Here is a 22589-nt window from a genome sequence, read left to right on the forward strand (position 1 = left end):
CGAGTGAGCCCCTTGCCTTCACGTCTCGGCGGGTTCAAACCGAGGCGACCATCGACGAAGTGTGCCGGATTTAGTGTGAGGACCGTCTTGGAAAATCCGGACCATGTTAGAATGCGACTGCACCATGCGTCAGCCAGAGGCCGACAACTATTCGCCATCATTTCGCCACTCTTGTCGAAGAATTGACGACAGATAACGGCTTCTGCCTAGCGTCCTTGATCAGTGGCTTTGAAATAGAACGCACGACATGACTGCCACATCGCTGTTGCGCCGTCTTCCGCGGTGAATATGCCTCCGTTCAAAAGGGCCAACTGAAACTCAAGTGTCTTATCTGTCTTATCCAGCCGAGACGATGTTCTGGCTGTTTGACCAGAAATGCGTGTTTGCCGAACCGAACCGGCTGGTCCGATAGGGCGTCGGAAGGACGGGTGCGGACATCTTTTGGCACCGCGATGAATCACGAGGCGACGATGTAGGTTGCAATCGCGGCATTTCGGCTGCCACCTGATAGTTGCTTGGTCCACCCTGATGCCAGCATTTGTCGGCGAAGCCGGTTATCCGAGACCGGCCGAGTTTGCTGTCGTCGCTCGGAGATGCTGTATGTCAGCGCTCGGCGACCACGCGAATACTCTCCAGTTTTTCGATCTCCTGCTCAAGCAGTCCCGCCTGTTTCGAGTAAGCAAGTGAGAGATCGGCGAGCTCTTCAGCCGCAGTTGCGAGATGAGCGTTGCCACTATCGGCAAGCGTGCTCAATGCTAAGCGCAGGGCTTGAGCAACCTCGACGATTGCAGCCCCGTCGCGCGCAATTGCTGCAAAGGCGGCTTGCAGAAGCTCTTTCTCATCGGGGAACTGTACGAAGACACGATCGGCAATTGTGACCTGCTCGTCCGGCGCTCGGCGCACATACGCCCACAAGACCTCTTTCAGCGCGGAAACGGTTTGCATGGCCGTTCCTGGATCATTGATGCCTGGAGACAGTGCTCGGGAGGCAATTTCAGCCAGGACTACGAGCCCGTACTCCGTGTCCTGCTCATGAGTGCGATGCTGACCGATGACAAAGGCGTTTGATACCTCGTGTGCGACGTTGTCGTCTATTGCTCCCGCGACCTCTGCCAGAAGTTCTCCCTCTACCAGATGTCTCCCGGGCCTCGTGAGCACGTAGACTGCTGCGGTCGAAGGCAAACAACGGCTTAGGCGGTCAATATCGACAAGCTGCAAAATGCCGGAGGTCGGCGCCAGCAATTTCCGCGTTGTTGTTGGGGAAACCACTGACTTGGTAAGCGGCGTGGCGCCAAAATTCGGTTCGCGGGCAAAGTTTTCTAGAACCGTTGCAGCTCGACTGCGCGCCAAGCGAATGCTTTCGTCAACACTGCCGAGATCTTTCAGCAGATCAATCCATCGCAGTAGCGATACCACAACCAGGGCGGCCACAAGAATGGTGACACCCATGATCAAAGATGCTGCCTCTTCTGCGTAGAAATTGGACCGATAGAGGATGATGGATGTCAGTGAATAGACAAATGCGCCGATGAATGTTGCCAAAACGGATTGGGTGGTCGTGTCTTCAAGCAAAAGTCTATGAACTCTCGGCGTGGTCGCAGCAGAAGCCGCGCGGTGCGCCGAAACCATGATGTTCAAAGAGAAGGTTGAAACAGCCAGCATTGACGACGCCAGAATCGTCAGCACCGGCATAACGGATTGAAAATCCAGTTCCAGCGGGATCCAGTCATTGACCCTGGCGACGGCCAACGGGCTGATGAAAGCGACAGCAAGCGCCAGTGTTGCGTAAAGTGCGACCCGCAAGCCCAAATTGCGATAGTAGCGCAGAAAAACGACGAAGAACCATTTCAACCGGGTCATGCAGCCTGTTTCACCTATTCAACGAATATACGTAGGTCCCTCAGGATGATTCCACCCGCAACTGGGACATATGGGGCGTGTCCCTCCGTCGCCAATAGGCGCAGTCTTCCTTGACCCAATGATGTGCTTAGTTATGGCCCAGTCACAGTCAAGATAGCCAGTGCAAGGAGACTGCTCGTCGCAACGCTGTGCCAAACGCGCTCGGTATCAGCATATTGATTTCTGCAGCCTGGCTGCGGCTAGGCGGTGGCGCGTCACCTTTTCGCTTTTTCCGGACAGCTTGAGCCAGCATTTCGCGGATCCAATCGTCAACATCTACGATCGCGCTGATGTTCATCCTCAGCGGTTTGCGCTTCGCGGTTCTCGCAGACATCGAGAGGCAGCGGCGCTGGCCGAAGATCACGTTAGACTGCAAGCTCATGTTGTCTGGCACGTTGGCCTTGATCCTTGTGGCATGGGTTCTGTTTGCGCTTCTGGAATGGCGTAACCCCGCAACGCTGGCAGGATTGGACAGCACGGGTGCGCGGATCTAGGCTAGCCGGTTTCAGCCGATCACGCCACGTGCCGCTGGCTTCCATACCCTCGACTATGCGGGAATGACCGACAACACGAAGATTATGACTCTGGCACTGATGCTTGTTGGCGGCGGGCCGTCATCGACGGCTGGTGTTATCACGGTGATGACAGTCATTGTTCTGGCTTTTGCGACGCTGAACGTCTTCAGGAGGCAGGAGCGGCTGAACGTCTTCGGAACGGTCTGGGGATGGCGGAGCTGATGAAGGTGCTCGCACTGACCGCTCTATAGTTTCTCATACTGCTGACCGGGCTCTTTCTTTTGTCTCTTGTCTCCGACCTATGACAGCAGCTTTATCATCCTGTCTTTGCAGCCTGTTCTGCATTTGGAACGGCAAGTCTGTCGAGGGGTGTCACGGGGGAGCTCGCCGGTTTCGGACCTGTCATGATCATTGTCATCATATTTTCCGTCTGATTGGAGTCGCTCACGCGCGTCTTTCTTCTGGCGACCCAATCGAGCCCACGAGTGTGCTATCCCAAGGGCAAGGTTTGCCTTGGATAGGTGGTCGCGCTTCAACAGATGCCTCGCGAAAGAGCGTCGCGGCGCCTCATATCGAACCCGCTCGTTGATTGCTTCAAGGCTTTAAAGAAACCAGAGAATGACGCCTGTGCTCGCTGCGGCAAAGGTCAGAACTGTGGCAAGCAGCGTCATCCGCTTGTACGACTGCGTCTCGACATCGTGCTCTGACATGCGTGTCTGTGTTTTGCGGCAGTTGATCGCGGCAGCCCAGAAGATAAGGATCCCGGAGAGGATAAAGAGCTCGGCAATTGCCTTGGCCAGCAGGGGATACTCTGTGTCATTGAAGACGGCTCGCAGGCCAAGGGCGAGGGCAACACAGGCCATTCCGGTCCGCATCCAGCCCGCGAATGTCCGTTCGTTGGCAAGAACCGTACGGTCCTCAGCCCAGGCGGTTCGCGCATTCGCCAGATCGTTGGAATCCGGATCTTTCGGCAAATCTGATTTAGGCACGGGTGTCTCCTTGTGCTGCCACTGCGTACGGCAGCGGTAGGTTTTTGGTGGCGCGCCCCGGACTAAACGCTTCGGCGTTAATGTGCACTCGGGCTTTACAGCTTCACCGCCTCAACGATGCCGCCTCATCTTCGGGAGCACATCACCTGTCGAGGCAGGCGAGCAGTTTTTGTTCGCTCACGCGCAGATCTGCGATATCGACCGGAGCGGGCAGGGCGCGATCGCTGTTCGCCAGCGCGATGACTTCGGGATGGATGTAGCTGTTGCGCGCAATCGTGGCCGTGTTGTGCAGCCGCTTTGCCGCAGCTTCCGACATTTCCTTGATCGTTGCTGGGCCGGCTTGGGCAACTTCAAACGCCGCCAGTGTGCCCGCCCAGGTCCGAAACGTCTTTGCTGTGATCTCTTCATGATCGCAAATCGAAGCGATGTACTGGTTCAGCGCCTGCGAACTCAGCGTCTGCGGCACGCCGTCATCATCAATCCAGCTGAGAAGCGTGGCGCCGGGCAGGTCGCCGATTTTGTTCAGGGTGCGCGCCAACGTTCTATCGGCCATTTGTTTCCGGACACGCTTGCCACCCTTGGCGGTATAGTTGAGCTGAATGCGTGTGCCGCTGAGCGTGATGTGCCGCTGCTTGAGCGTCAGGGCGCCGTAGCTGCCGTTTTCGCGCGCATACTCATCATTTCCGGCCCGCAGCGCGGCTCGATCAATCAATGCAACGGCGCTGGCCAAGGCAAAGGTTTTGTCTCCCGCGTCTTCTCCCAGATCACGCCGAACCCGGCGACGGATGCGCGGCAGCAACCGACCAAACTCCGGCAACAAGTCGAACTTGGTCTTGGCCCGTTCCGCCGCCCAGTCCGGGTGATAGCGGTATTGTTTGCGATTCTTCGCATCGCGCCCGGTGGCCAGCAAATGCCCGTTGGGAAGCGGGCACATCCACACGTCCTCGTAGGCCGGCGGCACCGCCAAAGCGGCCAGCCGTTTGCGCTCACATGCATCCTCGATGGATGTCCCGTCCGGGGCGAGGTATCGGAAACCGCGCCCCCACCGCCTGCGGGAAATGCCCGGCTGGTCATCAGGGTAGTAAACGATACCCGTCACGGTCAGGCCTTGGTCACCTCGGAGGCGAGCTTGAGCACGGCATCGCCGTCGTCCTGTTTGATGTAGAGCGCCTTGTCGTCGTCCGACCCATTACGCGTCACCTCGGTGCCCTTGATGTTTCGGGTCACCGAGCGGGTATAGGTTTTATCCACGGTCCCAGTCGCGGTCCCATTGCCCCAGTTCCACTCTACCTTATCGCCTGCTGTGATTGACACCTGATATCTCCTTTCGATGTTTTGATGTTGAAATACGGTCTCTCCGAATGGGCAGAACGGACGTCAGGCCCGCTGTGCCTCCCGGCTTTGTAGGGCCTCTGCCTTGAGATCGAGCGGTTCTTTGAAAGTGAGTGTGCGGTACGGGAAGGGGATCTCAATACCCGCATCATCCAGCGCCCGCTTGACGGATGCGATCACCTGATCACGGGAGCGGCGGATGTCGATGGGTCGCGAGCCGGTCCACCATGTGACTTCGAAATCGACGGAAGACGCGCCGAAGGCTTGCGCAAATACTTCTACATCCTTGACGTCATCGCGCACCGTATCAACGCGGGTCACGGCATGTTCGATTATGCTGCGCGCCGCGTCCACATCTTCGCCGTAGGCAACGCCGCAAATGATCGTTGTGCGCCGCAGATCGCGATCGGTGCGCACGACAACAGCGTTCTGAAACAGGATGTGGTTGGGCACGACCACCCGTTGGCCATCGGTCTGGCGGACATGGCTGTCGCGGATCGTGATCTCTTCGACTTGGCCCTCGACATCGTCGCATTCGATGTGATCGCCGATCCGAAAGGGTTCACGCAGCAGGATCAGAATGCCTGCCAGAAAGTTTTCGAAGGTGTCCTTGAAGGCAAAACCGATGGCCACCGAACCAAGGCCGAGGGTTGTGAGGGCCTTTCCGGGTGTGATGGATGGGAACACGACCGTCAGCGCAAGCAGAATGCCGACAAGCCAAAGGCCAACGCCGGCGATCATGGCAAGCACATCAACGAGGTTTGGACGCAGGTGGAACCGTTTGCCGAGCCGCCGGACCAGGGCGCGGGCGAGCGACGTGACGCCCCAGGTGATCAGCACCACCACAACGGCCACCGCTATGCGAGGTGTGATCACTACAAGAGCGTCGCCGTATTCTGTCAGTTTGTCCGCGAGGGCGGCGGTGATCGGTGCAAGTTCCATAGAGTCCTGTTGAGCCACTAATACCCGACAACGCACACTGCCCGCGATTGTTCCCCCGCAGGACATCGCTGAGACTGCTTCATCAGACGTCGGTGCGCTTGGCGTCTGCCTCCTGACTGGCTCCGAGAAGATCTTCACCCTCGTCCAAACCAACGGAGGCTTCCTCCGGTTCTGTGTCGGCCAGCAGGTCACTTTCCGACGCTGTGGCATCAGGCTCGTCGACCGATGGCTTTCAGACATCCTCATGAGGTATCGGTGCGTACCAGGCCAGCGTGGGGATCATCACGGCCAAAAGAAACAGCGGCAGCGCGGCCATTGCATCCTGGAAAAGTCGGGGTCATCCTTGCCAGAGCGGGGTCAAAGGAGCCGTTGACTTTGGTGCTGACCTCGATCCGGTGCACCACGGCGACAACACCGTTGATCTTCCCGGACAAGTCCAGCGCCCACATGCGCTGTGTCTCGGTCTCTGCCAGCCCGTCAAGGAAAGCCACATCCTCATAGACAGTGACCGTCGTGGCGTCGTACCAATCGTTTGCGCCCAGAATGCAGTCAATGCCCTCGGCAATGACTTCGTCTGACGCCACCGGCTCGATGTTCACGCGCTGTTCGGTGGCGACGGCGTCGGTTAAGGGAGATGTGGCAGTGGCTTGCGATAGGGCAGGGCCTGGTACGCTCCAGAACAACCGAAGAAGGTTCGGACACAGGCAAAGGACAGGGCGGGCCCATCTATGGTCCGCACTGAAAACGCGCATGTCAATGTTCCGTTTCAGGGCCGCATGGCGCGGTTGGTCATCGGTCTGCCTGCAGCCTTTTGTCCATCCACTCGGCAACCAGGTCGTGCTGCACATTCGCCTGTGCCGCGATGCGACAAAACCCGATCAGCTCTCACAGAGGCGAGGAAATGCGCTTGAACCCGAAATGAAGACAACGGTGACCCCGACCTCCGTCTCGCCCTGCATCACGAGGTATCCGCAAAAGAGAAGCACGGTGATCAGCCCCGAGGCGTTCAGCAGGTTGAGCGCGGATTTCATTAGAAACTTGAGCAGGAAAAATTTCATACGATTACCGAAAATCTGCTTTGGCAACGCGTCTCCGCGGCTGTGATCGGCTTCGCGCTGCCTGAGATTTCATCGCCGAGATCGCGCAGGAGGCCGGCGCGCGCCTCCACCAATCGGTTCAGGCGCCGTTGGCTCACCGATGTCAAAGTCACCTGCGGGATTAGGAAGGCCACAGCAAAGACGGCGATTTTTTGGCCCCACCACGAACATATAAGCCACCACGCCGATCAACATCGCCGTGTTCGCGCAGGCGCATGAGACGGCCTGACCCACGACCCCAACCCCCAAGAGTTTCGATCTCAGTTCCAACGCTGGATACAACGCGCCCGCTGCACTGGTTCGGATCATCCTCTGATCCGTGGATCAGGCTGAGCAGATGATGACGAATGTATAGCGTCGTGCTCTCACTGATCCACGACTGACAGCCCCAAAGCCCGTATTTGGCCACTTGTTGCAACAGGATGACAGCCACTTAGATAGTGCCGAATTGCACCGGCAGGCGCACATCGTGCGTCTCAAAGACCTCGTTCACGATAGGGCGCCGCAGCTCGATCGGGACGAGGCTCAGCACAGCCACAAGAATTGCAATCAGCCGCCGCTCGGAGCGGATGTAAAAGCAATACCCAATCATTAGCATACGGATTATCAGTTCGGGATCGACTGATGGTCGGCCCGTGTGGCTATAAAAAATCTGCAAGATGTCCCCGGATGCTGCTCAGATCGAGATGCCGATCAATCGATCGCAACAGATGATCTTGCGGAACACGATCTTCCAACGAGAACTCATAAAAAAAAGCGCCGCTTGCGGGTCCTGCCTCGAACCCGTTATCGCAAATGCTCTCGCTCAATGCGGAAATTGAATCAGCCAACTACGCAGCAATCAAGCAGGAGTTATTCCACACCATCTGCCGAACACCGCCTTTCCAAAATGTTGGCCCGCTATTGCGCAGCATTCATCGGGTTGTCCAAATTTGCTTCTAAAGGCTTTCGACAACTTCTAGCCAGACCATAAGTGCATCAAGTTCCTTGTCGATTCGGTCAGACGTTGGAGCGACGGGGTTCATCGCATCCGAAATCTTGTGAAGCGGGATCGAGCAATCCCCGGAATAATGGCGCATGGTCTTGGTGTGCTGCTCGGTGATTGCCGAGAGTTTGGCGATCGGAACGTAGGATGTCGGCCGAATTCTGCATCGTCAGTAGGTCTGACTGTAGGCGGCACAGCGAGCGGCCGTATCCATCTCTGCCACATGGGCGATCTCCGCCTGCTTGTGGGCCAGATAGACCGGAGCGAAAACATCCGGGAACCAGCCGCGCACGGTGTCATTGGCTTCGAACCGCGCCAGAGCCGCCTCCAGCGTTTCTGGCAGACGGACAAAACCCCGTGCCTCAAGATCCGCGGCAGACAGCAGCGACAGGTCTTCCTCAGTCGGATCGGGCGGGCGAAGCCCTTGTTCGATCCCCTGGCATCCGGCGTGCACGACGGCAGCGAGCGCCAAATGCGGACAGGCTGCCGCGTCAGCTGCACGATATTCGATATTGAACTGGCGGGCGATACTCGCTGGGTCCTTGGCGGTCACGGGGCAAACCCGGAGCGACGCCTCGCGGTCTCTGAAGCCGAGATTATTGTAGGCCGCCGACCAGCGGTGCGGTGTCAGCCGCAGATAGGAGACAACGGAGGGTGCGGTCAGGGCGAGTATACTGTCGAGATATCTCAGCACGCCGGCGGAAAAAGCCGCCGTCAACTCTGACATGCCGCAGACGCCGTCCGGATCGTAGGTTGCCGATTCACCAGCCGCATCTAGAAAGCTCATATGAATATGCACACCGTTGCCGACGCTGGCCGGATCAAGGATCGGCGCATAGGTCGCGCGGTCGCCCGCATGGCGGGCTGTGGCGCGGGTCAGCTCGCGGACCATCACAGCTGCATCTGCCGCACGCACGCCGCTTTCAGGGCCGATCACGACCTCGTATTGATTGGGGCCATACTCCTTCATGATGCTGTCAGGGCTCAGCCCCGCTTGAGCGAGATGCGCCATCAGCGCCTCGCACAGCCCCCGCTTCGCCTCGAACCCCGCGCGGCCATAGGCTTCGTTCAACATGCTACCGCCGGACGTCAGTTGGAACTCATGTTCGAAGGCCGCCAGCAGAGACACCCCGCCAACCCGCTGCAACCGCTCCAAGGCGCTGCGCAACAGCGCTCGGGTACACAACTCCCACGGCGCGCCGTCCAACGTCACAATATCGCCCAGCATGAAACGTTCGGTGCTGCTGCCGAAATCTGCGGCCACGGCCGCATCGCCGTCCGGGATCAACAGCAGATCCCCCAATGCGCCAAAGGGGCTTTCGGCGATGCTGTCGAAACAGGTGATCTGCACGTTGGTCGGTGTCCAGCCCACCCCGCGCTTTAGCCATTTGTCCAACTGATCAGCGGGAAACGCCTTGCCCCGGACCTTGCCAGCCAGATCGCAGGTTGCGGCAAAGATCAAGTCCGTCATGTCTTGGTCTCCATTGTCAGCGCGCGGGTCGCGTCCCACATTTCGATACGGTCGCGGGTTTGATCCCAGGTGAGTTCCGCAATGCGGGCGACGATGGCCTCCACGATCGCAAGCGCGGCCGCATAGCTGTCCCAGATGGTGCCGGTCTCGATCGGCACCGCCAGCACTTCGGCGGCGCTGCCTTTGATCGGGGAAATCCAGCTGTCGGTCAAAAGTACGATCTTCACACGCTTCGTGATCATCGCCTGCGCGAGGCGTTCAAGCGAGGGCTCGTACCGCCGAAAGTCCACCATGAAGACCACGTCACCCGGCTTCATGCGCAAAAGGGAGGCAGGCCATGCCTCGGGGTCGCGCGCGATGTGCGCGATCCCTTCGCGGGACTGGGCGAGGTGAAAGGTGAGATGGCGCGCTATCGTGTCGCTGATCCGGCCACCCATGGCAAAGACCTGTCGCCGTGGGTTCGATAAAAGGGCCGTGATACGTTCGAATTGGCTATCCGTGATCGCATCTCCGGAAGATTCGATCTGTGCCGCGGCCCTTGCAAGAAAGCCCGCTAGGAAGCTGCCTCTGATCCGGGTGTTTCTCTCGTGCAGGTCGACCGGAGACACATCGCCACGGCGCAACTCTTCGACCAGTTTGCGCTGCATGTCGGCGTAGCCATCGAGCCCAAGCTTGGTGGTGAATCGCGAAATGGATGCAGCCGAAACACCTGCCTCTTCAGCGAGTTCCTGAATGTTGAGCAGCCCTTTGAAAGGATAATTCGACAAAAGTGTTGCTGCCAACTTGCGCTCGGATTGGGTCAAGTTGTCGGAGACGGCGGCAATGGTCAATCTGACTGTCATTTCGTCAGAATGGTGAAAACTAATTTTCAGTCAATACAAATTCATTGACATAGAAAACTGTTTTTCCAAGGCTGAAGAGATGACTCTCGCCGACGTTTCATCGATTCTGCACAAATCCGACCCTGCACCGGTCAAGATCGTCAACGGGGAGTCCCGCTTGCCCATACTGTTGGTTTGTGAGCATGCGGGCCAGGCAATACCGCAATCCCTGAACAGGTTGGGGCTGCCGCAGCACGTAGTGGACAGCCATCGTGGCTGGGATATCGGGGCGCTTGCGGTGGCTAACGATGTGGCGGCGCGGCTCGGGGCGCCGCTGGTAGTCCAGACGTACAGCCGCCTTGTGATTGACTCCAATCGCCCCCCTGACAGCCCCAGCGCGGTGCCGCCCGAAGTTGACGGTGTCACCATTCCCGGAAATCTCGGGATTACGCCGACGGAACAACGCCAACGCGCCCGGGAAATCTTTGACCCGCTCAATGCGGCCATCACCCAAAGGATGGCTGACCTGCAACCGCGCGGCTGCTTTTCGATCCATTCCTTCACCCCCGTGATGGGCGGCAGGGCCCGACCCTGGCATGCGGGTTTCCTCAGCCGTCGCGATCTTGATACCGCCCAAGCCCTCATGGAGAGCGTTGCAGCCCAGCGGCCCGACCTGACCTTGGCGATCAATGAGCCCTACCAAATCGACGACGAAACCGACTGGTTCATACCTCGTCACGCTGAACCCAGCGGCGCGGCCCATACTTTGATTGAAATCCGAAATGATCTGATCACCCACCCCGAGGGCGCCGCAGAATGGGCGAAGCTGATCGCGGTGGCGATATCAGAAGTCCTTCCGGAGACAGACACATGACCCTCAGCCGCGACGTCCCGATCGAACCCGCCCATGCCGCGCTTTTGTTCATTGATGTGCAGAATTTCTCGGCGGAACGGAATGGATCTGAGTTCAAGGGGCTGCCCGCCGATGAGTTCAACGACAAATACGGCTGGTTCTTCGATGAACTCGACAGCCGCGTCATACCCAATATGCAAGCCATTCAAGGCGCCGCCCGGGAAGCTGGGGTGGAAGTGATGTATACCACCATCGAAAGCCTCACCCTCGACGGGCGGGACCGGTCGCTCGACTACAAGATCACCGGTTTCAATGTTCCCAAGGGCAGTTGGGACGGCAAGGTCATCGACCGGATCGCACCGCAAGGCGACGAGATCGTCCTGCCCAAGTCCTCGTCCTCTGTCTTTGTCTCGACCCACATCGACTATATTCTGCGTAACCTCGGCGTCCGGCAGGTGATCATGTCGGGGCTGATCACCGATCAATGTGTCGAAAGCGCTATCCGCGATGCCTGTGATCTGGGCTATCTGGTCACACAGGTGACCGATGCCTGCCTGACCTACTCGCAGGCGCGACATGACAATTCACTGAGTGCGATCACCGGCTACTGCCGTCAAGTGACAAGCGCCGAGCTTGTCGATGAACTGGAGGCCACCCGCTGATGGCAACAGCAGCGCTCCACGCACATCCGGCCCGGCTGCGCGCGGCGAACTGGCTGCGCACGCTGGCAGCACTGGCTGTGCTGGCCGGCACGGTGGCGTTCCTGATGCTGCTCTTTGGGCGCACAGGCGAGCGGATCGCGCTGTTGATGTGCGTCAACGTGGCCGCCGTGGTGGCCTTGGCGGCCTTCTGCGGTAACACCGGCATTGTCTCCTTTGGCAATGGCGCCTTCATGGCACTGGGGGCCTACCTGTCCGGCATTCTGACGATGCCCGCCGCATTGCAACGCAGCGCGCTGCCCGATTTGCCGCTCTGGCTGGCCGGACATGAGTTGGCTCTGTGGGGCGCCCTGCCTTTCGTCCTATTGGCTGGGCTGGCATTTGCGCTGTTGACCGGCAGCGCGATTTCTCGGCTGGTGGGGCCGTCGGCGGCCATCGCCACCCTTGGTCTCTTGATCATCGTGCACAGCATCGGTGTCAGCGCACGGGAATTCACCCGGGGCAGCCAGACGTTCTACGGGGTGCCACGGATCACCGAATTGGTCTATGTACTGGTGGCCGCGATGATCTTCATCCTCATCGCACGGCTCTACCGCGAAAGCCGCTGGGGTCTCTTTGTCCGCGCCGTGCGTGATGACGAGGATGCGGCAACTGCCCTTGGCATCTCGCCGCGTCGGGCACGGCTGGTGGCTTGGACCCTCTCTGGCACCTTGGCCACTGTCGCGGGCGCGCTCTACGGGCATATCCTCGGTGCCTTCTCACCCGCCTCCTTCTACCTTGGCCTGGTCTTCGCCCATGTGGTGATGATGATCGTTGGCGGCATGTCGTCTGTTGGCGGTGCGGTGGTGGGCGTTGTCGCCGTGACGCTTTTGCAGAACGCGGTGCGCAACCTCGAAGGGGGGATCACTCTTGGCGGGATCAGCCTGCCAGAGGTTTTCGGTCTGACAACCGTCGCTCTGGGCATTGCCATCCTGCTGGTCATCTGGCTGCGCCCCCAGGGCTTGGTCGGCGGGTTTGAGCTGGCCCCCGGTGCGGACGCCCGTCTGTTAGAGCGGATCAGCGGTACCGCCCGCGACGCCCCCGCACCGCGCCCGGTCAGCACCGAAACACTGCAGGCACGAGACCTCTCCAAGGCCTTTGCCGGGGTTCAGGCGGTGGCGGGCGCCAGCTTTGACGTGCCCGCGGGCCGGATCACGGGGTTGATCGGCCCGAATGGCGCAGGCAAGTCGACGTTGGTCAACCTGATCACCTGCCAATACACGGCGGATGCCGGGAGCGCCGAGATCGGGGGCACGCGCCTCACTGGGCTGGCACGTCATCGCATCATCGAAAACCGGGTTGCGCGAAGCTTTCAGAATCTGCGCCTTTTCTCGGGCCTGACCGCATTTGAAAACGTTCTGGTCGCGGCGTTGGCAGCCGGATACCGCCGTGATCAAGCCAACGCCATCGCCCTGCGCGAACTGGAAGCATTTGACCTTGCCGATATCGCGGCCATGCGTGCCGAAAACCTGCCATATGGTGCGCGCAAACGGCTGGAGATCGCCCGCGCGCTGGCGCAGGACCCGGCAATCCTTTTGCTCGACGAACCTGCGGCGGGCATGAACCCGTCAGAGACCAGCGATCTGGCTGACCGGCTGATCCGCATCCGCGAAGACCGAAACATCGGCATCCTGCTGATCGATCACGACCTGCGCTTCGTCAATCGCCTGTGCAGCCACATCGTGGTGATGAACCGGGGCCAAAAGATCGCCGAAGGGTCACCCGAAGAGGTGCGCGCGAACACCGCCGTGGTCGAGGCCTACATCGGCCGCGGCCGGGCGGCCCGCGCCGCTGATACCGACCCTGCCCAACAAAAAGCCATTGCCACCTGAAAACCAGAAAGGAAAAAACATGACATTAAAGTCTATTTTGCTCGGAACGGCCATTGCAGCCCTGGGGACTGCCAGTTCTGCCGAAGACTACATCATCGGCGTGATGTCGGCGCAGTCCGGCTATCTTGCGCCCTATGACGGCCCCGCTTATGCCGGGTTCAAATTCTGCATCGATGAGAAGATGGCCAACGGTGGGCTGAACGGGACCACACCGGTCAAGCTCATCGTCAAGGATACGCGCTCGGATATCGCGGTGGGTGTGCAGGTGGTGCAGGAGATGCTGGATGACGGCGCCAAGTTCATCGTCTCCTCCGCGGATGCTGACCCGACCATTGCAGCGGCACAGATCACGGCGGCTGACATGATCCCGACGATGACCTTTGCCGGCACCGCACCTGTGCTGACCCAAGTGGGCCCGCATGTCTTCGGCAGCTATCCGGCTGACAACCAGCAAGGTGCTGTGCTCGCCGCCTATGCCCGGGATCAGGGGTTCGAGAAGGCTTGGCTGCTGACCTCGCCCGACAGCGCCTATACCTTGGGCGGCCCCCGCTACTTCGGCGAGGCGTTTGAATCGCTCGGCGGTGCGGTTGTCGGTGAAAGCACCTACAGCCTGAACCAGCCGGACTTCTCGGCCATCGTCACCAACATCCAGAACGCGGATGACGCGCCGGACGTGATCGCAACCTGGGCCTGGGAGCCCGACTTCCCCGCCTTCATCCGCGCCCTGCGCGGCGCCGGGGTCGAGACGCAGGTGATGGGTGGTGACGTGCTCGACACGCCAACCGTGCGCGGGCTGGGTGATGTGGTTGATGGTGTTGTCCACACCTCCGGCGGCTTTCCGGATGAAGGCTCGGCCTATGCCGATTTCATCGACCGCTTCAAAGCATCCACGGGGACCGTGCCTGACAACAACTACTACGTGAATGGCTGCGATATCGTGGACATGATTGAGCAGGCCCTCGCAGCGGCAGGCACGACTGATCCCGCAGCCGTCAGCGCGGCGATGGCCGAACTCGAGGACGGCACAGCCACCATGTCGAACTTCACCTTCAAGGGCACGGATCGTATGCCCCTGCGCGAAGTGGTCGTGGCGCGGATCAGAGCGGATGGCGAGAAGGAGTTTGTCCTGCGGCAGTTGGCCGATCCTGAGACGCTGCCGAAGCCCTGAACCGATGGCAGAGGCGAGGGATACGATCCTAGAGGTCGACGCCTTGGATGTCCGCTACGGCCCCGTTCGGGCCGTACGCGGCATCAGCTTCGAGGTCGCGAAGGGTGGGATCACCGCTCTTTTGGGCGCCAACGGAGCGGGCAAATCCAGCACGCTGATGGCGGTTGCCGGTGTCGTACCGGTGACCTCGGGGCGCATTTCCCTCTTTGGCCAACCCACAACCAAGGCCACGCCCGACGCCATCGTGCGCTCAGGTGTAGGCATCTGCCCCGAAGGACGGCGCATCTTTGCCTCCCTGTCGGTCGAGGAGAATCTTATAGTCGCGGGCACCGCTGTGGCCACACCGCAGGTCGCCGCCAAGCGCCGTGCCGAGATGATGGAGCGGTTTCCTATTCTGGGCGAGCGCCGCCGCCAGCTGGCGGGCCTTCTGTCGGGGGGCGAGCAGCAGATGCTGGCCGTCGCCCGCGCCCTGATGGGCGCGCCGCGCCTGCTGCTGATGGATGAACCTTCGCTGGGCCTGGCCCCGCAGATGGTCGACACGATATTTTCCATTGTGGAAGAGCTGCAGTGCGAAGGCATTTCCATCCTGCTGGTCGAGCAGAACGCCGCCCTCGCGCTGGAGGTTGCCAGCCATGCAGTCGTGCTGGCCAATGGCGAGATTGCGGCGCAGGGCGCGCCTGCGGATTTGGCCAGCGATGACCTTTTGAAATCAGCATATCTGGCGGCCTGAACGATGGATCAACTCGTACAGCAGCTCATCAACGCGCTCAGCCTCGGCGGCATCTACGCGATGCTGGCCCTTGGTCTGGCCATCGTCTTTTCCATCGTGCGGCTCATCAATTTCGCCCATGGAGAAATCATGACCTTCGGCGGCTACGGCATCTTTTTGTCGATGGTGTTTGGCTTCCCGCCGGTCGCGGCCCTATGCATCGGGCTGGGCGCCGCCGTGGTCATGGCGCTGGCGATGGAGCGCGCGGCATTCCGCGTTATGCGTGGCGCCGATGTTATCTCGCTCCTGATCACCAGCTTCGCGGTGTCCGAAATTCTCAAAGTTTTGTTCCAGAACGGGATTTCAGCACGACCCGTGCCGATCTCCTTTCCGTCCGCCTGGTCCAGCTCTTACCAGATCGGCGGCATGACCATCGGCGTGGCCCCCACAGCGTCGATCTTTGTGACGATCCTGTCGCTGGGATGCCTGACCTTCGTCCTGCGCCGCCTGGCCATCGGTATGGCAATGCGCGCCGCGGCAGAGGATTTCGACATGTTGCGGATGTTGGGCGTTCGGGCCAACAGGGTTGTCGCCGCGGCCTTTGCCATCTCGGGCCTGCTTGCTGGCGTTGCCGCGGTCATCTGGACGGCCCAACGCGGGTCCGTCGATCCGATGATGGGTTTCTTTCCAGTGCTCAAAGCCTTCATCGCAACCGTGCTGGGCGGGTTGGGCAGCCTGGGCGGCGCGGTGCTGGGCGGATTTGTCGTGGGCACGCTTGAGGTGCTCACACAGGCGTTTCTGCCGGACTCCTTGACCCCCTATCGGGATGCTATCGTGTTGAGCGCCGTAATCGCCGTGCTGCTGGTGCGGCCAGATGGCCTGTTGCCGGCCCGCAGCGGCACGCGCTCTTAGTTGCCGCCCGGTCTTCGATGTTGATCCGGTTTGAAGCCAGTTTTGAGATGAACCTTCTGCCTGATCGAGCAAACCCATGTGCAACAACTGCGACTACACCATCCACGGCGCGCAACATCATTTCGGCTGGAACAATTCCATCGCCCCGGTGGAAACGTTGCCCCCGGCTCAACGCTGCTCTTCCATTGCATGGACTCTTCGGCGGGCCAACTTGGCCCATCAAGAACCGTGGCCGATGTCACCGCCCTCGATTTCGGCAAGATCAATCCTGTCTCCGGACCCGTCTACATCGACGGAGCGGAACCCGGCGATGCGCTAAAGATCACGCTCCACGGATTTGCGCCGCGCGAAACGGACGGCAGCGGCTGGGGCTGGACCGCCAACATCCCCGGCTTTGGTCTCCTTGCAGATCAGTTCGAGGATCCTGCACTGAAGATATGGACCTACGACGCGATGACGATGGAGCCCGCACTCTGGGGTGATATGGGCAGCGTGCCGCTTAAGCCCTTTATCGGCACAATTGGGGTTGCGCTCGCTGAACCGCGGCTGCATTCCATCGTCCCACCTCGGCGGACAGGCGGCAACCTAGACATCCGCGACCTGTCCGTTGGTACGGAGATATATCTGCCAATCGAGGTGGCGGGTGCTCTCTCCTCTGTCGGCGACACCCACGCGGCCCAAGGCGATGGTGAAGTCTGCGGAACCGCCATTGAGAGCCCGATGGATGTGACGCTGACCCTCGATCTTGTCAAAGGCGCCAACCTCGCAATGCAGCGCTTTCGCACACATGGACCCGTGACAAACCATCTTGATGCGAAGGGCTATGACGTCACCACTGGCGTGGGGCCCGACCTGATGGCGGGGGCTCGCGATGCCGTGGCGGGCATGATTGACCTGCTCACAGCGCGACATGGAATGCCTGCCGTTGATGCCTGCATGCTTCTATCGACCTGCGGAGACCTCAGAATCTCCGAAATCGTGGACATGCCGAATTGGGTTGTCTCGTTCTACTTTCCACGCCTGGTGCTCGAGTGAGCCCCCGTATTTGGTGTCCGCTTGAAGCGGAAACAGGTTACGAACAAAAAAAAAGATCAGGCGTCCGCCAGCAGGATCGTCGGGCAGTATTGGCGCTTCGGCTCTAGTCCGATGCGAGTGCATTGCCGATTGAAGTCACCTTTACCGTCATCGGAGTGATCTGACGTAAACTGTCAAACCCCAGCATGTCGGCGTTGACAATAGCTCTTTCTCAGGTGCGGCCTCGAGGAGGGCAGCAAGGCTTGCCCCCATTTCGATACTTGCGAGCATTTTGCCAAGACATTGATGCGCTTCAACACCGAAGACCAAGTGAAGCCGCGGGTGATAGGTTCGACGTATATCGAACTTGTCCGCGTTGGAGTAGAGTTGAGTTAGGACTCAAAGATGTAAAAAAGGGGCCGCGTCAATGCACGGACGCTTTAGCGTCTGACCATTTACATCTCGTCTTTCAAATCTGCTTCGCCGGCATTGAAATCGACGTGAATGTGATTGCCGTCGACATCCGCAACGTTGACCTGCACAATCGACAAACCCGGAATTTTCACGGCGTCGAACGCGACGTTGTTGTCTCTCAGTCGTGCGACAAACCCCTTGTACCCTTGTGCGGTGAAGGCAAAGTGCTCGATCTTGGGGTCGGTTGCCGCGCATTCCGCGGGCACTTCCACCAGATGCACCATTGGGTGGCTCCCGACATAAAGCCATGCGCCGCGGAAGCCGAAATCGGGTCTCTCACCCGGCACCAACCCGAGAACATTGCTGTACCACGCCACCATCTGATCCAGCCGGTTTGTGCGCAGGTTCACATGATCAAGTCTTCCAATATTCATCTTTCCTCCCCCTTTTGTACTGCCGACTGACCCATTCAGACTGCGGAAAACCTCAAGAGTGCGCAAGCCGGATCGGTCGCCCGCAGCTCAATCGGTGCAGCGCCGCGACGATGGCATCCGCGTCTATGCCAAAGTGGTGGTAGAGATCTGCGACCGTTCCCGTCTGGCCAAAATGTTCAACCCCAAGCGACAGCGTGGGATGACCTTTCACACCACCAATCCAGCTCAGCGTCGCGGGGTGTCCATCGATCACGGTCACCAGCGTTGCCTCCCGTGGCACGGGCGCCAGCAGGCTTTCGATATGGGACACGGCTGCCTTGTTGCCCTTGGCCCGCTGGCGTTGCGCCGAGTGCCAGCCGGCATTGAGCCGGTCCGCGGAGGTGACCGCCAGCACACCGATATCGCGCCGATCCGGCCCGACCCGGCCCGCCGCGGCGATTGCTTCGGTAGCGACTGTGCCTTGATAAACGATCACCGCCTCGCAGTTTGGTCCGGGTGCGCGCAGCCAGTAAGCGCCGTCAATGATGCCCTGACGGCGCGCTTCGGTCATGCCAAGCCCTGGCTGCTCGACCGGTCGGGTTGATAGTCGCAGGTACACCGAACCCCCGGTCTCATCCCGCAGCCAGGTCCGTTCGTCGGGATCGCCCTCGCCGTCGCGCTGCAAATAGTCGAACGACCAGTGCATGATGGCTGCAAGCTCGTCCGCGAAGGCGGGCTCGAAGGCAGCCAACCCATCCTGGCTCATGCCGATGAGCGGCGAGGCGATGGATTGATGCGCCCCTCCCTCCGAGGCGAGCGAAACGCCCGACGGCGTGCCAATCAGGAGAAACCGCGCATCCTGATAGCAGGCATAGTTGAGCGCATCGAGGCCGCGGCTCACAAAGGGATCGTAGAGGGTGCCAATGGGGATCAGCCGTTCGGCGAAAAGACCATGCGACAGGCCTGCCGCCCCCAGCAGCAGAAAGAGGTTCATCTCGGCGATCCCCAACTCAAGATGCTGCCCCTCGGGAGAGAAGCGCCATTTCTGCGTACTCGGCACCCGTTCATCGCGGAACGTATCCGGGATATCCTCGCGCGCAAAAAGACCGCGCCGGTTCACCCAGGGCCCAAGGTTGGTAGACACGGTGACATCCGGCGACGTGGTCACGATCCGGTCTGCAAGTTCGCTGTCGCCCTTGGCCATTGCATCCAAAAGCTTGCCAAAGGCCGCCTGCGTCGAGAGGGTCGCATCGCCGGGAGGATCCAAATCGGGCACCGCGACCCTCTCGGCACGAAAACGGCGCGGTCCTTTTGCAAAGAAGGGTACCTTTGCCAGAAACGTCTTGAGGTCCTTTTCGGGCACGTCGAGCCCTTCGAAATGGTCCCATTCATGACCGGCGCGAATGCCCATCGTATCGCGGAATTCGGTCATCTGAGCCTGGGTCATAAGCCCCGCGTGATTGTCCTTGTGGCCCGCCAGTGGCGTGCCCCAGCCCTTTACGGTATAGGCGATGAAGGCCACCGGGCGATCATGATCAACAGCGGCGAAGGCCTCGGCCAGTGTTTCCATGCAATGGCCGCCGAGATTTTCCATCAGTTCGGCAAGGTCCGCGTCGGAATAGCTGTCGATAAGCCGCGTGATGTCCCCCTGATCGCCAAGATCGTTCATCAACCGCGTGCGCCAGGCCGCACCCCCCTGAAAGGTCAGTGCCGAATAGACCGCGTTGGGGCACGCGTCGATCCAGGCCCGCAACCGTGCTCCACCGGGCCTGTCGAATGCGGCGCGCTGCAGCACACCGTATTTGAGCATTTGCACATCCCAGCCAAAGGCGCGGAAGATGTCAGTAATGCGCGTGTAGAGCCCTTCGTGCACCACGCCGTCGAGGCTCTGGCGGTTGTAGTCGATGATCCACCAGGTGTTGCGCAGCCCGTGTTTCCAGCCCTCTTGCAGGCACTCGTAGATATTGCCCTCATCAAGCTCCGCATCACCGACGAGCGCGATCATCCGCCCATCGTCGCGGGGCGCTGTCCAATCCCTGGCCTTCAGATAATCCTGTACCATCGAGGCAAAGGCGGTAATGGCCACGCCGAGGCCTACCGAACCGGTCGAGAAATCGACGTCATCCACATCCTTGGTGCGGCTGGGATAGCTTTGCGCCCCACCGTAGCCGCGAAAGTTTTCGAGGTTTTCGCGGCTCTGATTGCCCATGAGGTATTGCATGGCATGAAAGACAGGCGACGCATGCGGCTTGACCGCCACCCGATCCTGGGGCCGAAGCGCAGAAAAATAGAGCGCGGTCATAATCGTGACCATCGAGGCAGAAGACGCCTGATGCCCACCGACCTTGATCTCGTCCTTGGCCCGCAGATGGTTGGCGTTGTGGATCATCCAGCACGCAAGCCAGAGCAGCTTCTTCTCGATGGCGCGCATCACATCCGTCTCGGTCATGTCCGCGCATCCGCCTTCGCCAAGAGCGTGTCTGGCCGGACGATGGCCCGCGCGATACGACCCTCACCGATCTTGCCTGTTGTATCCGTGCTTTGCACGTCGAACCAAGAGAGCGCGCTGTCCTGACCGGTAAATGTCGCTGTGCTGATTACCTCGGCCCCCACCGGGGTCGGCGCCAAGTGGCGAACGTCGATCGTCACACCCACCGAGACTTCGCCGTCGCATAGCGCTTGAATGAGGAGATCGGCGCAAGCACGCTCCATATCCGCGATCATAAATGGGGTGCCAAAGACCGGCGGCAGCGGCACGCTATCATTTTGTCCCAGAGCCGCCGGGGTACGCGTGTCTGTCACTGCCGCACGAAATTCTGCGCTCTGTCCAATCTCCAGCGCCACATCAATCCTCCTGATTTTTCGCCAGCGTGAGCAAGGCCTGAAAGCCTGCAGTCTGAAAGTTAACCAGCGTATCGAGATTGTCGGTGGGGCTCCGATGCCCCCTGGCGCCTTCGGCCAGCCGTTCGGGGCGGCCTGTGTCGGCGCAAAGCCCCAGCATTGCTGCCACCATTGCCGAAAATCCCTCGATGACATCGGCTTCGACCACACCCGGAAGGCTGCGGCGAAACTCTTCCAAGTAAGCCCGCGCCGTAGCGTCATAGTGTCGGGCTATGATCTCGGTGCCCAGCGGCGAGTTGGCCAGCCGGCCCATAAGGGCCGCGTAGGTCCGCCACCCGGGGTCGCCCCGACCGGCTGAAAGCACAAAGGGGCTGATGTAGTCGCGCACGAGGGTGCCGATGGGGATTGGCCCGGCGCCCGCAGCGGCTCGTGCGGCTTTAAGTGCGGACATTCGAAGCTCAGACATGATCGCCGAGCGCCGCGCGATGACCGTGTCGAAAAGCGCCTCTTTCGGTCCGAAATGATACCCCACTGCGTGCAGTTGCACTTCCGCCGCCGCTGCCACATCCCGAAGCGCGGCTCCGTCATAGCCCTCATCGGCGAAAATCCGTTCGGCAGCATCCAGAATGCGCGCCCGGGTTTCATCCGATGAGATACCCTTGGGCCGGCCCGGCTTCCTGCGCGCCGGGCGCTGCGGGGGTGGTGGCGTTTCCTCGAAGGCGTTTTCGAGGCTTGGCGTGTTTTCCGTCATGCCGCGCCCCGGCTCTTTTCGCGCGGTGCAAGATCGAGTATTTCCGCGGCTTCAGCGCTCGTTGCGGCGCGCAGACCCAACCCGCTCAGCAAAGCCTTTGCCTGTTCAACCTGTTCGGCGTTTGACACAGCCAAACGCCCCGGTCCCGCCCAAAGCGAATCCTCAAGGCCCACGCGCATATGCCCCCCTGCCGCAGCAACCGTCGCCGCCACGCGCATCTGATGTGCACCGGCCCCCAGCGCCGACCAGACCAAATTGTCCCCGAAAAGCCGCTCGGCCGTGCGGCGCATATGCGTGATGTCATCCACATGTGCGCCGATGCCGCCCAAGAGGCCAAACACGGTTTGTACAAAGAACGGCGGCTCAACCGCACCCGTATCCGCAAAATGCGCCAGATTGTAGAGATGTGCGGTGTCATAACACTCGAACTCGAATCGTGTGCCATTGGCGCGGCAGACCTCCAAAACATAGGCGATGTCTTTGTAACTGTTGCGAAAGACGAGGTCGTGCGATCCTTCGAGATGGTCGCGCTCCCATCCCGTCAGCTTCGGGTACCGACGCAGCATCGGGAAGAGCCCCATGTTCATCGAGCCCATGTTGAGCGAGGCGAGTTGCGCGGCGAAGTGCGCCGCCGGGCGCACACGCTCCTCTACGGTCATGTAAGGGCTGCCACCTGTTGTGAGATTCAGCACCGCATCCGTCGCTTCTGCAATACGCGGCACAATCCGCCCGAACCCTTCGACACTCTGGTCTGGCTGGCCGGTTGTGTCGTTCCGCGCGTGCAGATGAAGGATCGCAGCACCCGCCTCTGCCGCTTCGATGGCGGAGGCGACGATGCTGTCGGAATCGCCAGGAAGATGCGACGACATGGAAGGCGTGTGGATCGCGCCGGTGATCGCGCAGGTGATGATGACGGGCCGGGGCTGGGCCATA

The 22589-nt window shown here is 60.2% G+C and carries 22 protein-coding genes and 2 pseudogenes; 8 read left to right on the forward strand and 16 right to left on the reverse strand.

The features are described from left to right. Nucleotides 1-603 precede the first annotated feature (603 nt). The gene (locus Q1A71_RS22025) at nt 604-1860 is read right to left on the reverse strand and encodes a DUF2254 domain-containing protein (RefSeq protein WP_299681961.1); all 1257 of its coding nucleotides are present in this window, start codon (nt 1858-1860) and stop codon (nt 604-606) included. A 148-nt stretch (nt 1861-2008) separates the two neighbouring features. Next, complete coding sequence (locus Q1A71_RS22030; protein ID WP_299681964.1) at nt 2009-2293, reverse strand: hypothetical protein; 285 nt, start codon at nt 2291-2293, stop codon at nt 2009-2011. A 163-nt stretch (nt 2294-2456) separates the two neighbouring features. Here Q1A71_RS22030 and Q1A71_RS22035 point away from each other — a divergent pair, with 163 nt between their 5' ends. Then, a complete protein-coding gene (locus Q1A71_RS22035; protein ID WP_299681967.1) occupies nt 2457-2636 on the forward strand; it encodes a hypothetical protein in 180 nt (59 codons plus the stop codon). A 380-nt stretch (nt 2637-3016) separates the two neighbouring features. On the opposite strand, the gene Q1A71_RS22040 is transcribed toward Q1A71_RS22035, so the two are convergent. From Q1A71_RS22040 to Q1A71_RS22080, 9 genes and pseudogenes are all read right to left on the reverse strand, one after another. Then, on the reverse strand, nt 3017-3403 hold the full coding sequence (locus Q1A71_RS22040) for a DUF202 domain-containing protein (protein ID WP_299681968.1): 387 nt from the start codon (nt 3401-3403) through the stop codon (nt 3017-3019). Nucleotides 3404-3545: 142 nt separating this feature from the next. Continuing rightward, nucleotides 3546-4502 (reverse strand): DNA topoisomerase IB, encoded by a 957-nt coding sequence (locus Q1A71_RS22045; protein WP_366140330.1) that lies wholly within the window; start codon nt 4500-4502, stop codon nt 3546-3548. A 2-nt stretch (nt 4503-4504) separates the two neighbouring features. Next, nucleotides 4505-4717 carry a DUF2945 domain-containing protein gene (locus Q1A71_RS22050; RefSeq protein ID WP_299681970.1) on the reverse strand — a complete coding sequence of 71 codons (213 nt, stop codon included), beginning with the start codon at nt 4715-4717 and terminating at the stop codon, nt 4505-4507. A 63-nt stretch (nt 4718-4780) separates the two neighbouring features. Then, nucleotides 4781-5677: a mechanosensitive ion channel family protein gene (locus Q1A71_RS22055; protein WP_299681972.1), complete on the reverse strand. Its 897-nt coding sequence runs from the start codon at nt 5675-5677 to the stop codon at nt 4781-4783. Between the two features lie 242 nt (nt 5678-5919). Continuing rightward, nucleotides 5920-6276, reverse strand: coding sequence for a BON domain-containing protein (locus tag Q1A71_RS22060; RefSeq protein WP_299681974.1), 357 nt, complete (start codon nt 6274-6276; stop codon nt 5920-5922). A gap of 279 nt (nt 6277-6555) precedes the next feature. Continuing rightward, nucleotides 6556-6735 carry a hypothetical protein gene (locus Q1A71_RS22065; RefSeq protein ID WP_299681976.1) on the reverse strand — a complete coding sequence of 60 codons (180 nt, stop codon included), beginning with the start codon at nt 6733-6735 and terminating at the stop codon, nt 6556-6558. Nucleotides 6736-7324: 589 nt separating this feature from the next. Next, nucleotides 7325-7571, reverse strand: a pseudogene (locus Q1A71_RS22070) (transposase); the annotation flags it as partial. A gap of 357 nt (nt 7572-7928) precedes the next feature. After that, on the reverse strand, nt 7929-9230 hold the full coding sequence (locus Q1A71_RS22075) for a glutamine synthetase family protein (protein WP_299681978.1): 1302 nt from the start codon (nt 9228-9230) through the stop codon (nt 7929-7931). Continuing rightward, on the reverse strand, nt 9227-10060 hold the full coding sequence (locus Q1A71_RS22080) for a MurR/RpiR family transcriptional regulator (protein ID WP_299681981.1): 834 nt from the start codon (nt 10058-10060) through the stop codon (nt 9227-9229). The genes Q1A71_RS22075 and Q1A71_RS22080 overlap by 4 nt, the downstream gene beginning before the upstream one ends. 91 nt (nt 10061-10151) lie before the next feature. Between Q1A71_RS22080 and Q1A71_RS22085 the strand changes: the two genes are divergently transcribed. The 7 genes and pseudogenes from Q1A71_RS22085 (at nt 10152) to Q1A71_RS22115 (ending at nt 17258) form a co-directional block, all read left to right on the forward strand. Then, nucleotides 10152-10925, forward strand: coding sequence for an N-formylglutamate amidohydrolase (locus Q1A71_RS22085; protein ID WP_299681984.1), 774 nt, complete (start codon nt 10152-10154; stop codon nt 10923-10925). Beyond that, the gene (locus tag Q1A71_RS22090) at nt 10922-11566 is read left to right on the forward strand and encodes an isochorismatase family cysteine hydrolase (RefSeq protein ID WP_299681987.1); all 645 of its coding nucleotides are present in this window, start codon (nt 10922-10924) and stop codon (nt 11564-11566) included. The genes Q1A71_RS22085 and Q1A71_RS22090 overlap by 4 nt, the downstream gene beginning before the upstream one ends. Then, entirely contained in the window at nt 11566-13434 is a 1869-nt protein-coding gene (locus Q1A71_RS22095; RefSeq protein WP_299681990.1) for a branched-chain amino acid ABC transporter ATP-binding protein/permease, read from the forward strand. The genes Q1A71_RS22090 and Q1A71_RS22095 overlap by 1 nt, the downstream gene beginning before the upstream one ends. A 19-nt stretch (nt 13435-13453) precedes the next feature. After that, a complete protein-coding gene (locus Q1A71_RS22100) occupies nt 13454-14602 on the forward strand; it encodes an ABC transporter substrate-binding protein (RefSeq protein WP_299681993.1) in 1149 nt (382 codons plus the stop codon). A 4-nt stretch (nt 14603-14606) separates the two neighbouring features. Beyond that, complete coding sequence (locus tag Q1A71_RS22105; RefSeq protein ID WP_299681996.1) at nt 14607-15332, forward strand: ABC transporter ATP-binding protein; 726 nt, start codon at nt 14607-14609, stop codon at nt 15330-15332. A 3-nt stretch (nt 15333-15335) separates the two neighbouring features. Next, the gene (locus tag Q1A71_RS22110; RefSeq protein WP_299681999.1) at nt 15336-16223 is read left to right on the forward strand and encodes a branched-chain amino acid ABC transporter permease; all 888 of its coding nucleotides are present in this window, start codon (nt 15336-15338) and stop codon (nt 16221-16223) included. 76 nt (nt 16224-16299) lie between these two features. Beyond that, nucleotides 16300-17258: pseudogene (locus Q1A71_RS22115) on the forward strand (acetamidase/formamidase family protein). 434 nt (nt 17259-17692) lie between these two features. On the opposite strand, the gene Q1A71_RS22120 reads toward Q1A71_RS22115, so the two are convergent. Genes Q1A71_RS22120 through Q1A71_RS22140 form a run of 5 tightly spaced genes read right to left on the reverse strand, consistent with a single transcriptional unit; the run spans nt 17693 to nt 22588 of the window. Next, a complete protein-coding gene (locus Q1A71_RS22120) occupies nt 17693-18085 on the reverse strand; it encodes a VOC family protein (RefSeq protein WP_299682002.1) in 393 nt (130 codons plus the stop codon). Nucleotides 18086-18137: 52 nt separating this feature from the next. Beyond that, a complete protein-coding gene (locus tag Q1A71_RS22125) occupies nt 18138-20513 on the reverse strand; it encodes a transketolase (protein WP_299682006.1) in 2376 nt (791 codons plus the stop codon). Continuing rightward, nucleotides 20510-20908 (reverse strand): hypothetical protein, encoded by a 399-nt coding sequence (locus Q1A71_RS22130; RefSeq protein WP_299682008.1) that lies wholly within the window; start codon nt 20906-20908, stop codon nt 20510-20512. The genes Q1A71_RS22125 and Q1A71_RS22130 overlap by 4 nt, the downstream gene beginning before the upstream one ends. 1 nt (nt 20909) lies before the next feature. Next, a complete protein-coding gene (locus tag Q1A71_RS22135) occupies nt 20910-21656 on the reverse strand; it encodes a TetR/AcrR family transcriptional regulator (RefSeq protein ID WP_299682011.1) in 747 nt (248 codons plus the stop codon). Beyond that, the gene (locus Q1A71_RS22140) at nt 21653-22588 is read right to left on the reverse strand and encodes a 3-keto-5-aminohexanoate cleavage protein (protein ID WP_299682014.1); all 936 of its coding nucleotides are present in this window, start codon (nt 22586-22588) and stop codon (nt 21653-21655) included. Before Q1A71_RS22140 ends, Q1A71_RS22135 begins: the two co-directional genes overlap by 4 nt. Between the last annotated feature and the right edge of the window lies 1 nt (nt 22589).

The sequence above is a fragment of the uncultured Roseobacter sp. genome, from assembly GCF_947493125.1.
Lineage (GTDB): Bacteria > Pseudomonadota > Alphaproteobacteria > Rhodobacterales > Rhodobacteraceae > Roseobacter.

Coding starts and splice junctions, on each gene's coding strand:
- Q1A71_RS22135 (WP_299682011.1), bottom strand. CDS start 21,656: ATGACGGAAAACACGCCAAGCCTCGAAAACGCCTTCGAGGAAACGCCA.
- Q1A71_RS22100 (WP_299681993.1), top strand. CDS start 13,454: ATGACATTAAAGTCTATTTTGCTCGGAACGGCCATTGCAGCCCTGGGG.
- Q1A71_RS22035 (WP_299681967.1), top strand. CDS start 2,457: ATGACCGACAACACGAAGATTATGACTCTGGCACTGATGCTTGTTGGC.
- Q1A71_RS22125 (WP_299682006.1), bottom strand. CDS start 20,513: ATGACCGAGACGGATGTGATGCGCGCCATCGAGAAGAAGCTGCTCTGG.
- Q1A71_RS22095 (WP_299681990.1), top strand. CDS start 11,566: ATGGCAACAGCAGCGCTCCACGCACATCCGGCCCGGCTGCGCGCGGCG.
- Q1A71_RS22075 (WP_299681978.1), bottom strand. CDS start 9,230: ATGACGGACTTGATCTTTGCCGCAACCTGCGATCTGGCTGGCAAGGTC.
- Q1A71_RS22090 (WP_299681987.1), top strand. CDS start 10,922: ATGACCCTCAGCCGCGACGTCCCGATCGAACCCGCCCATGCCGCGCTT.
- Q1A71_RS22140 (WP_299682014.1), bottom strand. CDS start 22,588: ATGGCCCAGCCCCGGCCCGTCATCATCACCTGCGCGATCACCGGCGCG.
- Q1A71_RS22110 (WP_299681999.1), top strand. CDS start 15,336: ATGGATCAACTCGTACAGCAGCTCATCAACGCGCTCAGCCTCGGCGGC.
- Q1A71_RS22025 (WP_299681961.1), bottom strand. CDS start 1,860: ATGACCCGGTTGAAATGGTTCTTCGTCGTTTTTCTGCGCTACTATCGC.
- Q1A71_RS22065 (WP_299681976.1), bottom strand. CDS start 6,735: ATGAAATTTTTCCTGCTCAAGTTTCTAATGAAATCCGCGCTCAACCTG.
- Q1A71_RS22085 (WP_299681984.1), top strand. CDS start 10,152: ATGACTCTCGCCGACGTTTCATCGATTCTGCACAAATCCGACCCTGCA.
- Q1A71_RS22055 (WP_299681972.1), bottom strand. CDS start 5,677: ATGGAACTTGCACCGATCACCGCCGCCCTCGCGGACAAACTGACAGAA.
- Q1A71_RS22120 (WP_299682002.1), bottom strand. CDS start 18,085: ATGAATATTGGAAGACTTGATCATGTGAACCTGCGCACAAACCGGCTG.
- Q1A71_RS22105 (WP_299681996.1), top strand. CDS start 14,607: ATGGCAGAGGCGAGGGATACGATCCTAGAGGTCGACGCCTTGGATGTC.